This window comes from Muricauda brasiliensis (genome assembly GCF_003057865.1).
Lineage (GTDB): Bacteria > Bacteroidota > Bacteroidia > Flavobacteriales > Flavobacteriaceae > Flagellimonas > Flagellimonas chongwuensis.
The window spans coordinates 81946-98748 of the sequence record NZ_QBTW01000022.1; the positions used below are offsets into that span (position 1 = coordinate 81946).

Annotated in this window: 17 protein-coding genes and 1 pseudogene; 5 read left to right on the forward strand and 13 right to left on the reverse strand. The window is 41.8% G+C overall.

The genetic code is table 11. The features are described 5' to 3' along the window. The first annotated feature begins 2 nt into the window (after nt 1-2). Entirely contained in the window at nt 3-1535 is a 1533-nt protein-coding gene (locus DCK90_RS15850) for a cryptochrome/photolyase family protein (protein WP_108247187.1), read from the forward strand. Between the two features lie 142 nt (nt 1536-1677). On the opposite strand, the gene DCK90_RS15855 is transcribed toward DCK90_RS15850, so the two are convergent. From DCK90_RS15855 to DCK90_RS15870, 4 genes are all read right to left on the reverse strand, one after another. After that, complete coding sequence (locus DCK90_RS15855) at nt 1678-2223, reverse strand: ClpP family protease (protein ID WP_108247188.1); 546 nt, start codon at nt 2221-2223, stop codon at nt 1678-1680. Nucleotides 2224-2299: 76 nt separating this feature from the next. Continuing rightward, on the reverse strand, nt 2300-3127 hold the full coding sequence (locus tag DCK90_RS15860) for a mechanosensitive ion channel family protein (protein ID WP_108247189.1): 828 nt from the start codon (nt 3125-3127) through the stop codon (nt 2300-2302). A gap of 34 nt (nt 3128-3161) precedes the next feature. Next, complete coding sequence (locus DCK90_RS15865; protein WP_108247190.1) at nt 3162-3350, reverse strand: hypothetical protein; 189 nt, start codon at nt 3348-3350, stop codon at nt 3162-3164. Continuing rightward, the gene (locus DCK90_RS15870) at nt 3351-3980 is read right to left on the reverse strand and encodes an RNA polymerase sigma factor (RefSeq protein ID WP_108247202.1); all 630 of its coding nucleotides are present in this window, start codon (nt 3978-3980) and stop codon (nt 3351-3353) included. It abuts the gene before it with no gap. Nucleotides 3981-4065: 85 nt separating this feature from the next. Here DCK90_RS15870 and DCK90_RS15875 point away from each other — a divergent pair, with 85 nt between their 5' ends. Continuing rightward, the gene (locus DCK90_RS15875; protein ID WP_108247191.1) at nt 4066-4755 is read left to right on the forward strand and encodes a hypothetical protein; all 690 of its coding nucleotides are present in this window, start codon (nt 4066-4068) and stop codon (nt 4753-4755) included. A gap of 136 nt (nt 4756-4891) precedes the next feature. Further along, complete coding sequence (locus tag DCK90_RS15880; RefSeq protein WP_108247192.1) at nt 4892-6397, forward strand: S41 family peptidase; 1506 nt, start codon at nt 4892-4894, stop codon at nt 6395-6397. Nucleotides 6398-6532: 135 nt separating this feature from the next. Here the strand turns inward: DCK90_RS15880 and DCK90_RS15885 are convergent, their stop codons facing one another. The 3 genes from DCK90_RS15885 to DCK90_RS15895 are packed head-to-tail and all read right to left on the reverse strand — an operon-like array spanning nt 6533 to nt 9513. After that, nucleotides 6533-7681, reverse strand: a complete 1149-nt coding sequence (locus tag DCK90_RS15885; RefSeq protein ID WP_108247193.1) for an MFS transporter — start codon at nt 7679-7681, stop codon at nt 6533-6535. Between the two features lie 41 nt (nt 7682-7722). Continuing rightward, nucleotides 7723-8991 (reverse strand): kynureninase, encoded by a 1269-nt coding sequence (gene kynU, locus DCK90_RS15890; protein ID WP_108247194.1) that lies wholly within the window; start codon nt 8989-8991, stop codon nt 7723-7725. 57 nt (nt 8992-9048) lie between these two features. After that, nucleotides 9049-9513 carry a GNAT family N-acetyltransferase gene (locus DCK90_RS15895; protein WP_108247195.1) on the reverse strand — a complete coding sequence of 155 codons (465 nt, stop codon included), beginning with the start codon at nt 9511-9513 and terminating at the stop codon, nt 9049-9051. A gap of 65 nt (nt 9514-9578) precedes the next feature. Between DCK90_RS15895 and DCK90_RS15900 the strand changes: the two genes are divergently transcribed. Then, nucleotides 9579-10220: an O-methyltransferase gene (locus DCK90_RS15900; protein ID WP_108247196.1), complete on the forward strand. Its 642-nt coding sequence runs from the start codon at nt 9579-9581 to the stop codon at nt 10218-10220. On the opposite strand, the gene DCK90_RS15905 is transcribed toward DCK90_RS15900, so the two are convergent. The 6 genes from DCK90_RS15905 to DCK90_RS15930 all read right to left on the reverse strand — a co-directional run bounded on the left by DCK90_RS15905 (nt 10186) and on the right by DCK90_RS15930 (nt 15707). After that, nucleotides 10186-10758, reverse strand: coding sequence for a phosphatase PAP2 family protein (locus DCK90_RS15905; protein WP_108247197.1), 573 nt, complete (start codon nt 10756-10758; stop codon nt 10186-10188). The genes DCK90_RS15900 and DCK90_RS15905 overlap by 35 nt on opposite strands. A gap of 6 nt (nt 10759-10764) precedes the next feature. Further along, nucleotides 10765-11040 carry a Sec-independent protein translocase subunit TatA/TatB gene (locus DCK90_RS15910; protein WP_108247198.1) on the reverse strand — a complete coding sequence of 92 codons (276 nt, stop codon included), beginning with the start codon at nt 11038-11040 and terminating at the stop codon, nt 10765-10767. 80 nt (nt 11041-11120) lie between these two features. Continuing rightward, the gene (locus DCK90_RS15915) at nt 11121-13439 is read right to left on the reverse strand and encodes a M1 family metallopeptidase (protein ID WP_108247203.1); all 2319 of its coding nucleotides are present in this window, start codon (nt 13437-13439) and stop codon (nt 11121-11123) included. 61 nt (nt 13440-13500) lie between these two features. Further along, complete coding sequence (locus DCK90_RS15920) at nt 13501-13995, reverse strand: DUF6702 family protein (protein ID WP_234414773.1); 495 nt, start codon at nt 13993-13995, stop codon at nt 13501-13503. A gap of 165 nt (nt 13996-14160) precedes the next feature. Next, complete coding sequence (locus tag DCK90_RS15925; protein ID WP_108247200.1) at nt 14161-14970, reverse strand: hypothetical protein; 810 nt, start codon at nt 14968-14970, stop codon at nt 14161-14163. Further along, nucleotides 14967-15707, reverse strand: coding sequence for a carboxypeptidase-like regulatory domain-containing protein (locus DCK90_RS15930; RefSeq protein WP_108247204.1), 741 nt, complete (start codon nt 15705-15707; stop codon nt 14967-14969). The genes DCK90_RS15925 and DCK90_RS15930 overlap by 4 nt, the downstream gene beginning before the upstream one ends. Nucleotides 15708-15921: 214 nt before the next feature. Here DCK90_RS15930 and DCK90_RS15935 point away from each other — a divergent pair. Then, nucleotides 15922-16803, forward strand: a pseudogene (locus tag DCK90_RS15935) (hypothetical protein); the annotation flags it as partial.

The window sequence follows — 16803 nt, forward strand, 5'->3', positions numbered from 1 at the left end:
TCATGAAAACACTCAGACTTATACTCGGTGACCAGCTTAATCTATCCCATAGTTGGTTAGATCAAGTTGATGATGATCACATATATATTATGGCCGAAATGCGACAAGAAACTGATTATGTAAAACATCACATTCAAAAAGTAGTTGGGTTTTTTCGTTCCATGCGGAATTTCTCAAATGCCCTACAAGATAAAGGACACCATGTAAAATACTTTAAAATTGGTGACCACAACAATCCCCAAGAACTGTCCAAACTTATCAAGGAAATCATTTCGAAACATAACATCGAAAAATTCGAATATCAACTGCCAGACGAATACCGATTGGACAAACAGTTAAAAGAAATTTGCGAAGCCATTTCCGTTCCATCAGAAGCTTTTGATACGGAACACTTTTATACCAGTCGGGATGAGCTAAAAAATCATTTTAAGGGCAAAAAACAATTGTTAATGGAAAGTTTCTATCGGATGATGCGAAAGAAACATAATATTTTGATGGTAAACGACCAACCTGAAGGCGGAAAATGGAATTTTGACCAGAGCAATCGCAAAAAATGGGATGGATCACCCAGCATTCCCAAGGAACTTTCATTTGATACTGATGTAACCGAGCTGCTGGAAGAAATCAAAAATGCGGAAGTAAATACCTTTGGCAACATTGATGCCCAAAACTTTCCTTGGCCTACTTCTTACAAGGAATGTTCAGCGCTTTTGGATTTTTTCTGCTCGAAACTGCTGACCTATTTTGGGGACTATCAGGATGCTTTGCATACCCAGGAAAAGTATTTGTTCCATTCCCGATTGTCCTTTGCCATGAACACTAAAATGATTTCTCCAAAAGAGGTAATTGACACAGTTGTAGATTATTATTACGAACATAGAGATGACATTCATATTTCCCAAGTGGAGGGGTTTGTTCGTCAGATATTGGGCTGGCGCGAATATATGCGTGGCATATATTGGAAAGAAATGCCCGGCTATGCTAAGTTGAACAAACTGGAGAACCACAATCCCCTACCCGACTTCTTCTGGACGGGAAAAACAAAAATGAACTGTCTGCACAATGCCATTGCCCAGAGTTTGGACAATGCCTACGCCCACCATATTCAACGTTTGATGATCATTGGAAACTATGCTTTGCTGACACAGGTAAACCCAGACGAAGTTGATGCATGGTATTTAGGGGTTTACATCGACGCCATAGAATGGGTAGAAATTACCAATACCAGAGGGATGAGTCAATTTGCGGATGGGGGCCTTGTAGCCACCAAACCATATGTGAGCAGCGCCAACTACATCAATAAGATGGGAAATTATTGTAAAGAATGTTCCTATAGTCATACAGTTAAGTCGGGAGAAAAATCCTGTCCGTTCAATTCACTGTACTGGAACTTTTTGGAAGAGAAGAAATCACATTTTAAAGGTAATCAACGCATGTCGATGATGTTGAGCTTGTTGGAAAAGAAAAGTCAGCAGGAACTTTCTGAATTAAAGAAACGAGCGGAAAAAATCATACAAAATCCCAACGATTTTTGATTTTAACAATTCTTTAAAATCTTTCGACAGCTACCTCATCGTATATCTAACAAATAAAATATTCCGCTACGGCGCCTATATATAAAAAGTCCTTCACAATAAGTTGCGAAGGACTTTTCACTTTTAAGAGTTATGGCCTTATCTACAAAATGCCATCCACAATACCATATTCCACCGATTCTTCGGCGCTCATCCAATAATCTCGATCAAAGTCCTTCATCACCTTGTCATAGGGCTGTCCACAATTCTCCGATAGAATTTTAGCGCCCAGTTCCTTGGTCTTGATGATTTCCCTTGCCTGAATCTCGATATTAGAAGCCTGACCCCTTGCACCACCACTTGGTTGGTGAATCATGACACGGGCGTGCGGTTGGATAAACCTTCTACCCTTTTCGCCTACTGACAAAAGTATGGAGCCCATAGAAGCTGCCAAACCAGAACAAACGGTAGATACGGGACTTTTAATCTGTTTAATAGTATCGTAAATAGCAAAACCAGAGGTTACATATCCTCCCGGGCTATTGATGATCAATTGAATCTCTTTATTGTTCAACATATCCAAATAGAGCAACCGGTCGATTACATGCTTCGCAGAATCATCATCTACTTGGCCCCACAAAAACACTTTGCGGTCGTCTAACAGTTTTTCTTGAATCAATTCCTGAACTTTTCCTTTTTTTGAACTCATTTTTTACGTGTTGTAAGACTTCAAAAATAATCAAATTCCAAGGAAGTTACCGCACTTGTTTTTCACAATGGCCGTATTATGATTTTATCTGTACCTTTTGCGATACCACATCCTTGATCGGGATAACGTACTTCCCACTCCTTGTCTCCAGAGTCAAACTATTGTTTTCTATGGATTTAATTACTCCCTCATCATCTCCTATTACTATTCTATCACCCACCACATATGTTTTTCGGGTATAAAATGCCCTAAGGATATCGGCAACAATTTCTCGGGACCCCAATCCTACGCCCAAAGCAAATGCCAATAGGAAAGAACCCAGAATCAACGTGATATTATTGGTGATGATAGTGGTATCGACACCTGCTTGGTTCAATGCGGTGATGGACATAAAGATGACGATTACATAGAAAAACAGGTTGCTTACGATATTGGAACCTCCAAATTCCAGCGAATCAAACAACCGCTTGACCGTCTTCTTCACAAAGTTCCCGATGTAGAAACCGAGCATCAATAGTGCCAATGCACTAAAGAATTTAGGCAGATAATGTAAAAGGTTACCTATTTCCTGTGAAATGATTTTCCAATCCAAAATATCGGCAGCTACAATCAAAAACACCAAAATCAGGAACCACCGAACAAACCCCAAAATAATTTTTATGATATCTACATTGATGTCTCCTTTGCCAGTGACGTCCATGCCATTGATCTTGTCATTTAGCATATCCACTTTGGCCAGTTTAAGGATTTTCTTCAGAAGGAAGAGCACAATTTTGATAACGATCCAACCTAAAATTAAAATAATGATAGCGCCCAATATTTTTGGGAAGGCCTGCGCCATCTCTTTGCCCATACCAGACAGGGACTCCAAGGTCACATTTTTCCATTCATTAATAGTCTCCATAGTTGTTGTTTATTTATAGTGTTCTGTTAGTTGATTAGTTGTCGCCCATGGTTCGGAAAAGCTTACGCAAAGCACTGCCCAAATTAATCGAGAACAATGAAGCCATGTCCATGATCAACTTTGCCGCAGCAATGTCGTTCATTACTTTTTGCTTCATTTCCGGTGGGGCCTCGTGCAAGGAAGCTTCCAGCTCTTTGAATGGGTTTTTGTGTTTCTTTGCCATCTATTCGAGGGTATTATAGATTTCCAATAGTCTTTCTTTGGCTCTTTTAAGCCGCATTTTCACTGCGCTCTCCCCTATATCCAATAAGTTTACCAGTTCCTTTATACTGGCTCCGTCCTGATACTTTAACAATAAAATGGACCGCTCTTCAGCGGAGATGATTTCCAAGCATTTTTTGAGTTTATCCGCTTTCATCTCAAACAAGCTCTCATCGGGCACCTCTTCGGTAAGTTTGTATTCCGAACTTTCTACCTGTACGGATTTGTCCTGTATTTTAAGCTGTTTGTTCCGGTTTACATAGTTCACACAAAAATTATAGGTAAAAGAATATAGCCATGTAGAAAACTTCGATTTTCCCTTAAAGGTTCGAAGTTTGATAAATAATTGAAGGAAGACATCCTGGGTCAAGTCTTCCGCCTCGTCCGCTGATTTCGCAAATCCGTAACATTTGTTATAGACCATTTTCACATAGCGGTCATACAACTTCCCAAAGAGCATAGGGTCATTGTCCGCTACAATCTGTTTTACTAATTCCTCATCAGAAAGATGTACGTATAAGTCTTCCTTTTCCAAAAACGCTTTGTCGGGGTTACTTATAAGTATGAGAAACAAGTTTTTTAAAAAAGTCACTTCAAAAACAGGTTTATTGGTCAGGCTTTTTAAAATGGGGCGCAAAATAACGGATTTTCACACTATATTTGGTTAAAAATCAGATATGAAGACCTATTACATCGTTGGATTGTTCGCCATTTTATTTTTCGCATCCTGTAAAACGGAGCCAAAACAAAAAGAGGAGACCCAAGAAACGGCCGAAACCGACAAATCGGTTCCGGAACTTATTGCCGAAGCCCATGGTTTTGAAAACTGGGGAGCTGTAAAGGAAATCACATTTACCTTTAATGTAGATAGGGATTCCATGCATTTTGAGCGCAGTTGGGACTGGAAACCCAAGAAAAACACAGTAACGGCCATTTCGGGACCCGACACCCTTACATACAACCGAAATTCCATGGACAGCATTGCCCTAAAAACAAATAGTGGTTTTATCAATGACAGATATTGGTTGATGGCCCCTTTTAATTTAATGTGGGACTCCGGCAATTATACCTATGAACATACAGCTAAAGCCACCGCTCCAATTAGCGAAGAACCTATGCAAAAACTCACTATAGTGTATGCCAACGAAGGTGGTTACACTCCCGGTGATGCATATGATTTCTATTTTAAGGACGATTATATTATTCGCGAGTGGGCCTATCGCAAATCCAACCAAGAAGAGCCCAACTTGGTCTCTACTTGGGAAGATTATGTAGAGATGCAGGGGTTGCAGTTAGCGAAGCAGCACAATCGTCCCGAAGGTGGTACCAACTTATATTTCACTGGGCTTTCGGTAAGCAAGGAATAATAGCTTTCTTTGATTTTGTGGCATAATTTGCTCACAAAAAGCATTTTCAAAATTCTCCCTAGCGCTTAAAAATGATGTTTTCCATCGTTTAATTTCCTATTTCGGGTAAAGAAATTTTTGAAACAAAAAACTATAAATGAAGCTTAAACACCTGATCATCCCATTATTTTGTCTAGTTATTGTACATGTAGAAGCACAGGATAATTGGCTTACCAAAAAACAAATAATGGAAGATGTTGAATTTTTGATTAAAACATTAAATAAAAAGTCTTCCTATGCTTACCTGAACGGTTTTGATTTCAACAAGGATTTTGAAAATTATCTTAAATCTGTAAAAGATTCCACCCAACTTGAAAATTTCGGTTTGTTTATCACCAACACTTTGGCCAAAATCGGGGATAGACATTCCGCTTTAAATGGCATTAGAGGCTACAATTTAAACGAATCATTGTTCTTACCGTTTGTTTACGCACCTGTAAACGATAAAGTTGTTGTTTTGAATTATGATCAGGATAAAACCTTGAAAATCCTAAATCCTCATTTTCCGTACCTCAAAAAGATTGATGGTCTGGACATAGATGAATTCTTGCAAAAAACGCGGCCAGAAGACATCAAAGCGCCCGAAGAGACCTATTTTACACTGGCAGTTCGCGACATTAGGGATATCCAAAAGAATTACTTATTACTGGGCCAACCTCTAAAGAAAGAAATCGAATTAACGCTTTCGGACGCTGTATTCCAAAATGACACTGTTTTAGTCGTTCCCGTAAAAGATAAATCAGAAAGGCAAAGACCATGGGATGAAAAATTTGAAAGGGACTATCTTTTTATAAAGGACGAGGACTTTAATCAACCCAAAAATATTGCTGGGCTATTTAGTTTGGACGACAACATCGCATACATCAAATTACCGGAAATGGTAAGTAAGGATGAAGCTCCCCTACTTTTTGAGAAAGTCAATTCATTTATGAAATCGATTAGAAATGACAGCGAAGCCCTAATTATCGATGTCAGGGCCAATGGTGGCGGAACACGGGACTTGTTATATGAGTTTGCAAAATATTTGATTCACCCTGACTCCATTCATGTTGTAAATGTAGTCAAGCAAAGAGGCCCACTCCCCCTGCCAAAAGATTATAAAGAAAGTCTACACAGCCGATTTCTATATTCTTTTTCGGAATTGGATGAAACGGAACAGAAAAAGGTAACTGGGTTTTTGAAAAACTTCAACCCAATGTATGAACTGGATAACACAAAATACAGCGAATATTATTTTGGATTGTTGAATGGAAATAAACTATCCGCTCAAGGACTTTACTACAACAAGCCTGTCTATATTTTGGCCAACGAAAAAACTTTTAGTGCGGCATCTGTTTTCGTCTCTGCACTTAAAGGAATTCAGAATATAAAAATTGTTGGGACAACAACGGATGGTTCTAGTGGCAATAGTGATTGGGTCGACCTCCCAAATTCAAAATTGTTCGGGAAAATCAGTACTATGGTCTCCTTTCAGAAAAATGGAAAGGTTTTGGACGGCTACGGAACAACACCTGATATAAAAATAGAAAGGGACATGAGCCAAGTACTTTGGCAATCGGACACACAACTTGAAAAGTTAAAGGCCCTGATAAAGGAAAAATAACTGTCACCTATATGTGAGAAGTTGGTATAGCCGGAAACTGATAACTTAGAAAATCATACAACCTGCAATCGGCCAAATAATTCGTTACAGTTATGGAACATTGATCAATTCCAATATGAGCATATACAATTGATATTATTTCCCTCTCCTTCGCAGAAAAAACGTAATCCCAAAAACCAAAAGGGCCATACACAGTAGTAAGATAAAACTATAATTAAGGGAGGCACTTTCGGCAATAAATCCTAGAATAACAGGCCCCAACAAAAATCCGATATACCCGAACCCGGCTATAAAAGCAACACCTTGGGAAGAATCCACTCCCTTGACATTCCCACCGATACGAAACAATTCGGGAACAATGACCGAGAAACCAAGACCGTTAAGAGCAAAGCCGATGATAGACCATGTGGTATTTTGCGTTAAGACCAACACAAAACCTACTGCGGCAATAAGCGCACCCAGTCCTACTATTCGTATGGGCCCAATTTTTGCACTGATTCCATCACCCAAAAATCGACCTAGGGTCATCGTGGTAGAAAATGCCAAAAATCCAGCTCCGATAAGCAATTCCGGGGCCTTGGTCATTTCCTTTAGGTAAAGGGAACTCCAATCTATAATGGCGCCTTCACTGCCAAAGGACACAAACCCAATAATGCCCAGCAAAAGCAATGGCTTGAACAATTTTATGCTGAAGGGCTCCTTCTCCACAGGGGCAGCCACAACATGGATATAATGTTTCTTTAGAAAAAAATTGATGACAAAAACCAACACAACGGTAATGCCCATGTGCAGCACAGGGTTTTCAATCACAGGAATCAGGAAGCTGCCCAAGCCTACCAAAATACCGCCCAGACTAAAAAAGCCATGGGCCGCGGACATAAAGTTCTGTTTATCCTCTTTTTCAATCTCCGTTACCAAAGTGTTTATGGCGATATCTATAAATCCATTGCTCGCCCCAAAAAGGTACAAAGCTGCCATCAGCATATAATAATTGGGAGCCATTAGCGGCAACATTGCCGTTATGGAGGCAAATATTACCCCGTACCATGACGACCTTCCTACCCCAAGTTTATTGATCACCTTGGAAGCTACGGGGAAAATGGTAAAAACCCCCAGCGACAAGCAGAACAGGGCTATGCCCAAATCTGCTTTATTTATATCCAGTTTTTCCTTTACGGTGGGAATATAAATGGCCCATGTTCCAAACCAAATATTGATACTGGTAAATACCCATGCCACTCCAAAATATCTTGGATTGGACAGAATAAGCCATAGGGATTTCATCTAATGGTGGTGTTTAGTCGGTTCATTTAGTGCATTGGTTCTTATTTGCTCTGTATACCCTCTTTTAAGATTTGTCCAAAACGATACATATCCTCATACGAACAGTACAATGGAGCAGGTGCCAGTCGGATAACATTCGGCTCCCTCCAATCGGTAATCACACCTTTTTTCATTAAATAGTCAAAAATGGATTTCCCTTCGCCGTGCAAAAACACGGAGAGTTGACACCCTCTGTCCGCAGGGGTAATAATTTCAAATGTGCTCTCTACTTCCTTATCTATCTCGTGGAGCACGTACTCCAGATAGGCCACAATGGTCTTTTGTTTTTCGATCAGTGCATCCATGCCTACTTCATTAAATAGTTCCAGAGAGGCCAAATAGGGTGCTATGGATAAAATAGGGGGATTGCTCAGTTGCCATGCATCGGCGGTTTCGATAGGGTCGAACTCCGGCTTCATTAAAAAGCGGGTCTCTTTTTTGGTTCCCCACCAGCCTTCAAAACGAGGGATGTCCTCCTTGCCCAAGTGTTTTTCGTGCACAAAGACTCCCGATGCGTTCCCCGGGCCACTGTTCATGTATTTATAGCTGCACCAAGCGGCAAAATCAGCATCCCAATCGTGTAGGTTCAATTTGATGTTTCCAACACCATGGGCCAAATCCCAACCAACATAGGCACCTACGCTCTTTCCTGCTTTGGTAATCGCTTCCATGTCCAATACCTGACCATTATAATAATTGACCCCACCCATCAACACCAAAGCCAGCTCATCGCCCACCTCATTTATTTTTTGGATGATATCCTCAGTGCGCCATGCATGCTCTCCTTCTCTTTTTTTCACTTCCACTATGGCATCCTCAGGATTCAGTCCGTGATACCGTACCTGACTTTGCAACATATATTGGTCGGACGGAAACGCCTTCTCTTCGCAGATTATCTTGAATCGTTTTTCGGTGGGCCGATAAAAGGACACCATCAACAAATGAAGGTTTACGGTAAGTGTGTTCATCACCGAAACTTCCTTGGGTTTTGCCCCTACGACCTTACCCAAACCTTCTGCTAGTCTTTCATGATAGTCCCACCAAGGCTTATCAGCATAAAAGTGCCCCTCGACCGCCAGCTCTCGCCAGTCCTTCATAACCTCATCAACAAATTTTTGGGTACGTTTGGGTTGAAGCCCAAGTGAGTTGCCCGTAAAATAGATTACATCCTTTCCGTTGACTTGTGGATAGTGGAATTCATTTCTATAGGAAGCCAAAGCATCGGAAGCATCCAACTTTTTGGCAAATTCAAGCGTATTCTCGAATGTCATTCTATTCTGGTTTTCATCAAAAATACAATTTGTAGCAGTAATGTAATCAAAAGAAAATTACTCCAAACGCATTTCAATGATGTGCTTTTTAAAACCTACTTTTTCATAAGCCTTGATTGCCGGTAAGTTTTCGTTGTAGACCGTCAATCGGATTTCCTTGTAACCTTGGTTCTGAGACCATTGTTTAAGCTCGCCTACAATCTTGGCATTGATTCCCATCCCCCGAAAATTTTCATCGGTATACATAAAACCTAAGTATGCGTAAAACTCATGGTCCAGATAATGCCTTGCTCTTTTGGGAATAGCGTAGCCCGAAGCTACGACCCTATCATCTATTTCTGCGACCAAAACACATGCTTTTGTATCCTGAATTATTTCTCCAATATCGTAATAACTGATAGGTCTTTCTTTTATGGTAACATCAAAAGGGCGCTCTGCCTTTATGATTTCCTGTTCAAAGTTGAGGAGCTTGGGCAAGTCTTCCAATGTTGCTTTTCGTATGCTTACCTTTGGTAACGTCATGAGGTTCTTTTATTTTATCAAGCAGTCAATGTAGTTCTTTTCTATATTTTTGCGAAAAATATATCATGCATTTCCTATCGCCCATTTTGGAGAGTTATATTGCCAACAGTTCGGAAGACGAACCCAAATTATTGCAGGAACTCACCCGTGAGACGCACTTAAAGGTGGTGCAGCCCCGAATGATTACCGGACATTTTCAAGGCAGGGTATTGAGTATGTTGTCCAAGATCATCAATCCCAAATACATTTTGGAAATTGGCACCTACACGGGCTATTCGGCCTTGTGTTTGGCGGAAGGACTCCAAAAGGATGGGGAACTTCATACCATTGAGGTGAACGAGGAACTCCATGAAATGCAGCGCAGGTATTTTGATAGAAGCGGGTTTGGCCCTCAAATCAAACAACATATCGGGGATGCACTTGATATTATTCCCGAGCTCGACCTAACTTTTGACCTTGTTTTTATTGATGCGCAAAAGGTAAACTACGATGCCTACTTTGAAGCTGTCATCCAAAAAACGAGACCTGGCAGTATTATTCTTTCTGACAATGTGCTGTGGTCCGGAAAAGTGGTGGAACCGTTACAAAAATCGGACAGGGCCACTGCTGTGTTGCTCGAATACAATCAAAAATTAAAAGAAGATCCTAGAGTGGAAACTGTATTGTTGCCCATTAGGGATGGACTGACGTTGAGTAGGGTGCTATAAATCGTTGGTAAATCCAGAAGAAAAGCAATCCAGACAATATCCCGATTACCGTTCCTACGATGATATCAATGGGGAAATGTACACCTACATAAATACGGCTCATGGCAAACAATATGGGCCAGATAAAAAAGAGTATCGCCCACTTTACCTTATGGCGTAAAAAAAGAAACACTAAAGTGGTTATGGAAAATGAACTGGACGCATGGCCAGAGAAAAAGCTATAATCCGTTGGACTTTTCAAAATACGAATCAGGGTGTTGATCTCTTCCGTATTATTGGGCCTTAGCCTAGCCACCGACACCTTGGTGATATGGGTAATAGCCGTGATAAAAACCACCAAGCCCAGCACGGTGAGAAACTTGTACAAAGCTTCGGTTTTGGAAAACTTCAGATAAAAAAGCAGCAGAAAAAGGATAAACAAGGGTATCCAAGTGGAAATATTGGTAACGGTAGACCAAAAAACGTCGTAATCCTCTATGCCCAGTGCGTTGAGATAAACAAAAGTGTCCCTATCCCATTTGAGCAATTTTTCCAACATAGGAATCTACTTGTTGAGGTCTCTTTTGATGGAACCGGAAACTTCGTTCACATTCTTCTTTACATCGTCGATTTCCTTACGGATGTTCTTTGTGAAATCGGTATCCACATCATCCGCACTTTTCTGTATTTCGCGTTTAATATCGTCCGTTGCGTCCTTAAGTTGACGCATTCCTTTCCCGAGGCCCTTGGCGATACCGGGAATCTTGTCCGCACCAAACACCATCACCACTATAAATAGGATGAAAAAAATCTCGGCTCCACTGATAAATAGAAATTGCATGGCACAAATATAATCAGAACTTCATTCCAAAATAAAAAAAGCCCCGTGAAATCACGGGGCTCTTAACATAGTTTTTTATGTTACCTGTCTCCTTTGATATTTTCCTTGAATTTATCAAAGTCAGACTTCTCGTCTTTCTTGGGCCAAGCGTTGTTGGTGGTGTCGATATCCGCAGTTTCCAATTTTGGATCTACTACAATCCCCACCAATTCTTTTTGGGTGGCCATTACCCGTTTTACCTCGGCATCGTTCTTTCTCCAGATTTCTGGCGGATACGTGATGTTCTCGGTAGTTCCATCTGCGTAGGTGTATTCTACGATCAATGGCATTGGTATTCCTCCTGGCTTATCAAAAGTGATTTCATAAAAATACTTTGGCTCCTTTACCTGGGCCCTTTCGGCTTCGGTCATGTTGTCCATCATAAATTCCTTAAGGTTCTTGGAAGTCTCGGTCGGGGATTTCCCTTTTAGCTCCGGAGCAAAGTCCTCGCTATCTTCCTCGGCCAAATATACCAATGGTGGTAGGTCGGCTTCGGTAAGGTTTCTATCGGCCATATATTTTTCCATTTCCTTGGTAGGCTTGTTGGACACATAGTATTTTTTAACACCGGATACACCGATATCTACGTAATCGGTAGTGTAGAACCAGCTTCTCCAGAACCAATCCAAATCCACTGCGGAAGCATCTTCCATGGTACGGAAGAAATCCTCTGGGGTCGGATGCTTGAACATCCAGCGTTGGGCATAGGTTTGGAAAGCATGATCGAACAATTCCTCTCCCATTACTGTCTCCCTTAAAATATTAAGCGCCGTTGCCGGTTTACCGTAGGCGTTAGGACCCAATTGATACACGTTCTCCGGGTTGGACATGATAGGGGAAATATAACTTTGGTCTCCTGCCATGTAAGGCACAATATCCGCTGCTTTTCCTCTACGTGATGGATATTCGCTGTTGGGAGCGATTACTTCAGGATAGTTTTTACCGAATTCCTGCTCTGCCAAATATTGGGCAAAGGTGTTGATTCCTTCATCCATCCATCCCCATTGACGCTCATCGGAATTAACGATCATAGGAAAGTAATTATGGCCGACCTCGTGGATGATCACACTGATCATTCCGTATTTTACCCTGTCGGAATACGTACCATCCTCATTCGGACGTCCGTAGTTCCAGCAAATCATCGGATATTCCATTCCCTGGTTCTTTGCGTGAACGGAAATGGCCTTATGGTAAGGGTAATCAAAAGTATGCTTTGAATAGGTCTGCAAGGTCTGCACCACGGCTTTGGTGGACAATTCCTCCCAAAGTGGGTTTCCTTCTTTTGGGTAAAGGGAAACTGCCATTACATCTTTGTTACCGATCTTAACGGCCTGCATGTCCCAAACAAATTTTCTGGACGATGCAAATGCGTAATCCCTAACATTGGTTGCTTTGAACTTCCATGTCTTGGTGTCGGTAGAAAACCCTTTTTCTGCTGCTTCGGCCTCTTCTTGGGTTACAATGATCACAGGCTTATCGTACGATTTTTTGGCTTGCTTGTAGCGCTTTAGCATTTCTTTGGAGAATACATCTTCACGGTTTTGAAGCTCTCCCGTTGCATCCAATACGTGGTCTGCAGGTACGGTGATGCTTACTTCGTAGTTACCAAATGGCAACGCGAACTCTCCACTTCCCCAGAACTGATGGTTCTGCCATCCCTCTACATCGCTGTAAACGGCCATTCTTGGGAAAAACTGTGCGATTACGTATGCTCTGTTTCCATCTTTAGGGAAATACTCGTAACCAGAACGTGCTCTATCCACGGTATGGTCCGGAATATTGTACCACCATTTGATGGAGAATGAAACTTTCTCCCCGCTTTTTAACGGTTCTGGGATATTGATTCGCATCATGGTCTGGTTGATGGTGTACGACAATGGCTTTCCACTGGCATCGGTAACCGATTGTATATTGAAACCACCATCGAACGGCTCACTTATATAGGTCTGGGCAAAGTTGTCCGCTGTATAGGCGATATTTACACCATTGCCGTCCCGCAAAGGAGACTTTGAATCTTTGGCCCGCACGTTTTGATCTAATTGCACCCAAAGAAATTCCAAATCGTCCGGCGAATTGTTATGGTACGTAATCGTTTCTTCCCCACTGATCTTCGCGTTCTTGTCATCCAACTGGATGTCCATTACGTAATCCGCCTGCTGTTGATAATAATCAGGGCCTGGGGCACCTGAGGCCGAACGGTAAGTGTTGGGAGTGGAAAACTCCTCGTACAATTGTTTGAATCTACTTTGGTTGTAATGACCGGGCTCCCGCTTTTCTTTTACGTCCCCTTCTTCTTGAGCCATAACCACGGCTCCAAAAAGGAACAAGACAGAAGCTAAGCAATACTTGAATCTGTTCATTTTTTTATCTGATTTAATAGCGGTGAAAAATAACATATTTTAACCAATTGTTAAGAATACGTCATAAGTTTAACATTCCTTTATTGTTCTGACGGATCAGCATAAAACTTTTTTTGTTTCCGTTCCATTTTACATGCACTATATTCTGCTGATCATCAAAGAGATCCATAAGCACTTCGTTCTGTATGGTCATGCTTTTTGTTTCTGATAACTTTACCTTGGGAATTTCCAGATAACAGATTACCATATCGTTATCGTAGCGTTTTCCCAAAAAATTATATTGAACTGGCTCACCATCCAGTTCTATCGCAAACTTTGTCCTAAAATATTTTTCGATGTACTCGTCCGCCAACTTGGATTCCTTTGGCGTGGCCAATTTGGCCTCAATGTCATACCGTTCTTTCAGCAATTTATCGAGATCGTCTATAAAGACCCTGCTGGTAATCTGGAAGGCACTATCTTCTTTGGAATAAGCGATATTGGTTACGCTCACATAATATTTGTGGGCAGATGAAAAAGATAGCAACAATAGCATTACCAAAGGTAAGACTGCCATTCGTGCTTTTTTTGATATCATCATGTGGTATTGGGCTTTAATTGCACAGCAATGTTACAGTTTTAGAAATCTTTCTGCAATTTACCTGCCAAACTTTTAACGGACATCAGACATCAGACATCGGACATCGGACATCAGACATCGGACATCGGACATCTAAAAAAATCAATCCAAATTATTGCTCTCCCGGTATGCCCTGCTCTTTTGAATCATGATATCCAAGATTTGAAGTTTGTCCCCCAGTTCCACGGCTGTTTGAAAAGCTTCGTCCACCTCGCAGAAATACATAAAGTCATCTATTTTCTCCATGGGAATCTTTAGGGTCGCCACAAAAAGCGAGTCGGCATAAAACCCTTGCACTTGCTGTGTTTGGGCATAGGTTTTATCAATCTTCACCCTATTCTTGAGCATTTTGGTGCGCCCTGTTATCGCATTGATGATAGGATTGAGACTCATACCACCACCTGCACCTCCCAAACCACCGCCAGCGGTCATGCTCATGGAGGACGCTTCCTGTAATTTACGCTCGCTCTGGGTAGGAATACGCCTGTGGGCATTGGGCAGGTTCAACGCCTCTGCGCTTACATCCTTTTCCAAGATTACACGGTCAATATCTTTGGTAAGGTCTCCTGTCAAGTTATAGGGTGTTACCACCACCTCCTTGAGCTCGTTCACAAACTCTTGCATGGGCACTTCAACAAAGTTGGAGCGGTACAATGCTTCGGTAACGGGAAGGGATTTTCTTAAAAAATGTACAGCGGAGAACAGCAAGGTATCGTTCACCCGCACACGAATGGAAAAATTGCCTTCCAGATTGGTGATCACCGCATCGGCAGTGGTCACATTTTGAACCACAACCCCCACAACATCCTTGTCGGCACTGATAACTTTGCCCTGCAATATTTTAGCATCACCTTCTTGGGCAAAAGCCCATTGGGCGGCAAAAATCAACAAGGCAAGCAAGCACTTTTTCATTCCTCGTTTAACGTTGCCCTAAATTCCTTGCTCTGGGTCACCAAAAAATCGATCAACTGAAACTCGTTTTCTTTTTTGAGCAGGGTCTGGGAAGGTATTTTATCATCACAATACAACAGAAATGCATCTATCTTGTCCTGTGGCAGTCTTAGGTCCACCACAAAAAACTCGTCATCGTACACATGTCGGAGTACTTCGCTCACTTTTAGCGGGATTCGCTCCTGTCCATTGGCATCTTGAGACTTAAATAGAGCCTTAAAAATGTTCACAAAGTTGAGTCCATCCTTCATACCACGTGTAATCTGGGAATTGGCGATATTCTCCACCTCGGTGCTACGATCTATTTCGTAATCGAACTGTTTAAAATCCTCGTTTTTCACCTCAAGAAAGCGTTCTTGGTTCTCCGGGCTCACCACTACTTCGTCCAGCTCCTGTACTTTTTCATCCACCTCAACCACCAAACGGTTGTTGGCCAAGATTTCCGGTGTGATTTTCACTACCTCCAACTGGTAATTGATCGCGGTAAAGACCAATTGGTCGCCTTCCATCACCTCGATCATAAACTCACCATTGTCGTTGGTTATGGTAGCATGGCCACTGGTGGAATTGATAACGTTCTCGTTGGGGACGTTGGAGCTCCTGTAAAGCACCTTTCCCCGCAACATTTGACGGGAGTCCTGCGCCATGCAATAGCCGGACAACAGTAAAGAGAACACGATCAAGTATATATTTTTCATTGGAATGTATTTAGTATCAGTTAAAGAAAGTCCATGAACGGCATAAAAAAAATTAAGCCGTTCTAAACTTTTGTTAATTCTGTGCCCTACAAATATACCAAAGGTGGTTCCATTCACCCGTGAATTTCGTGTTTGGACGGTATTTATTAAAGATATTAAAACATAAGTATAGTTTTGTTTTTACGTTTGGAAAATCCTCAAATAAACAAACACTGTGAAAACTGCACTAATCTACACCATCATAGGCCTATTGGCGATCAACTCGCTGACCGCACAGGTAAAAATCGGTGATAACCCCCAGAATTTGAACCCCGCCTCGCTACTGGAATTGGAGAGTACCTCGCGTGCCTTGGTAATCTCCCGAGTAACCGATGCCCAAATGAGCGCCATAAGCCCGTTGCACGGTGCCTTGGTATACAATACGGACCAAAACTGCCTGCACTACTACGATGGCACGGCATGGATCAATATCTGTGAGGCGCTGGACGATTCCTTTACCGTAAGCACCCGCGACGATTATATGAGCCAACTGTACACCAATACATTGGACAGCACCGTTGTGGTCACTGCTACGGACAATGGGGATGGCAGTACCAACTACAACTTTGAGGTTGGAGAAATAACAGGAAGTAACATACAGGATTTTTCGATTGAAGGCCGTGACATTGTTAACCGTACCATTGCAGGTGACAAAATTGCAAGCCGATCAGTGAATCCACTACGGATTTTTAACGATGGTGACGACCTTACCAGACAAGTGCTTTTATGGAACGGAAATGTTGCACCCGATGGAGAATGGCAACGTATATTTGAATCCGACTTACAGATTTCTGAAAACCAAGACCTTGCCGATGTCGTGGCAAACGACCCAAGTGCAGGGAACAGCGTGATTTCTGATGTTTTAGATCCAGTTGACCCATTGGATGTTGTAAACTTACAGTCGCTCAATGCGGCAATTACTGCTTCAGAGTTACTAGATGATGACAAGGATGACGAGAACGAACTGCAAAGTCTTAATTTGACTACAAATCAATTAAGCATCAGCAATGATCCAACCGCTTCGCCCGTAAACCTCGCAGGTTATCTCGACAACACA

What these genes read in the sequence shown, in the direction of transcription:
- DCK90_RS15850 (WP_108247187.1), top strand. Translation starts at nt 3, where the DNA reads ATGAAAACACTCAGACTTATACTCGGTGACCAGCTTAATCTATCCCAT.
- DCK90_RS15855 (WP_108247188.1), bottom strand. Translation starts at nt 2,223, where the DNA reads ATGAGTTCAAAAAAAGGAAAAGTTCAGGAATTGATTCAAGAAAAACTG.
- DCK90_RS15860 (WP_108247189.1), bottom strand. Translation starts at nt 3,127, where the DNA reads ATGGAGACTATTAATGAATGGAAAAATGTGACCTTGGAGTCCCTGTCT.
- DCK90_RS15865 (WP_108247190.1), bottom strand. Translation starts at nt 3,350, where the DNA reads ATGGCAAAGAAACACAAAAACCCATTCAAAGAGCTGGAAGCTTCCTTG.
- DCK90_RS15875 (WP_108247191.1), top strand. Translation starts at nt 4,066, where the DNA reads ATGAAGACCTATTACATCGTTGGATTGTTCGCCATTTTATTTTTCGCA.
- DCK90_RS15880 (WP_108247192.1), top strand. Translation starts at nt 4,892, where the DNA reads ATGAAGCTTAAACACCTGATCATCCCATTATTTTGTCTAGTTATTGTA.
- DCK90_RS15885 (WP_108247193.1), bottom strand. Translation starts at nt 7,681, where the DNA reads ATGAAATCCCTATGGCTTATTCTGTCCAATCCAAGATATTTTGGAGTG.
- kynU (WP_108247194.1), bottom strand. Translation starts at nt 8,991, where the DNA reads ATGACATTCGAGAATACGCTTGAATTTGCCAAAAAGTTGGATGCTTCC.
- DCK90_RS15895 (WP_108247195.1), bottom strand. Translation starts at nt 9,513, where the DNA reads ATGACGTTACCAAAGGTAAGCATACGAAAAGCAACATTGGAAGACTTG.
- DCK90_RS15900 (WP_108247196.1), top strand. Translation starts at nt 9,579, where the DNA reads ATGCATTTCCTATCGCCCATTTTGGAGAGTTATATTGCCAACAGTTCG.
- DCK90_RS15905 (WP_108247197.1), bottom strand. Translation starts at nt 10,758, where the DNA reads ATGTTGGAAAAATTGCTCAAATGGGATAGGGACACTTTTGTTTATCTC.
- DCK90_RS15910 (WP_108247198.1), bottom strand. Translation starts at nt 11,040, where the DNA reads ATGCAATTTCTATTTATCAGTGGAGCCGAGATTTTTTTCATCCTATTT.
- DCK90_RS15915 (WP_108247203.1), bottom strand. Translation starts at nt 13,439, where the DNA reads ATGAACAGATTCAAGTATTGCTTAGCTTCTGTCTTGTTCCTTTTTGGA.
- DCK90_RS15920 (WP_234414773.1), bottom strand. Translation starts at nt 13,995, where the DNA reads ATGGCAGTCTTACCTTTGGTAATGCTATTGTTGCTATCTTTTTCATCT.
- DCK90_RS15925 (WP_108247200.1), bottom strand. Translation starts at nt 14,970, where the DNA reads ATGAAAAAGTGCTTGCTTGCCTTGTTGATTTTTGCCGCCCAATGGGCT.
- DCK90_RS15930 (WP_108247204.1), bottom strand. Translation starts at nt 15,707, where the DNA reads ATGAAAAATATATACTTGATCGTGTTCTCTTTACTGTTGTCCGGCTAT.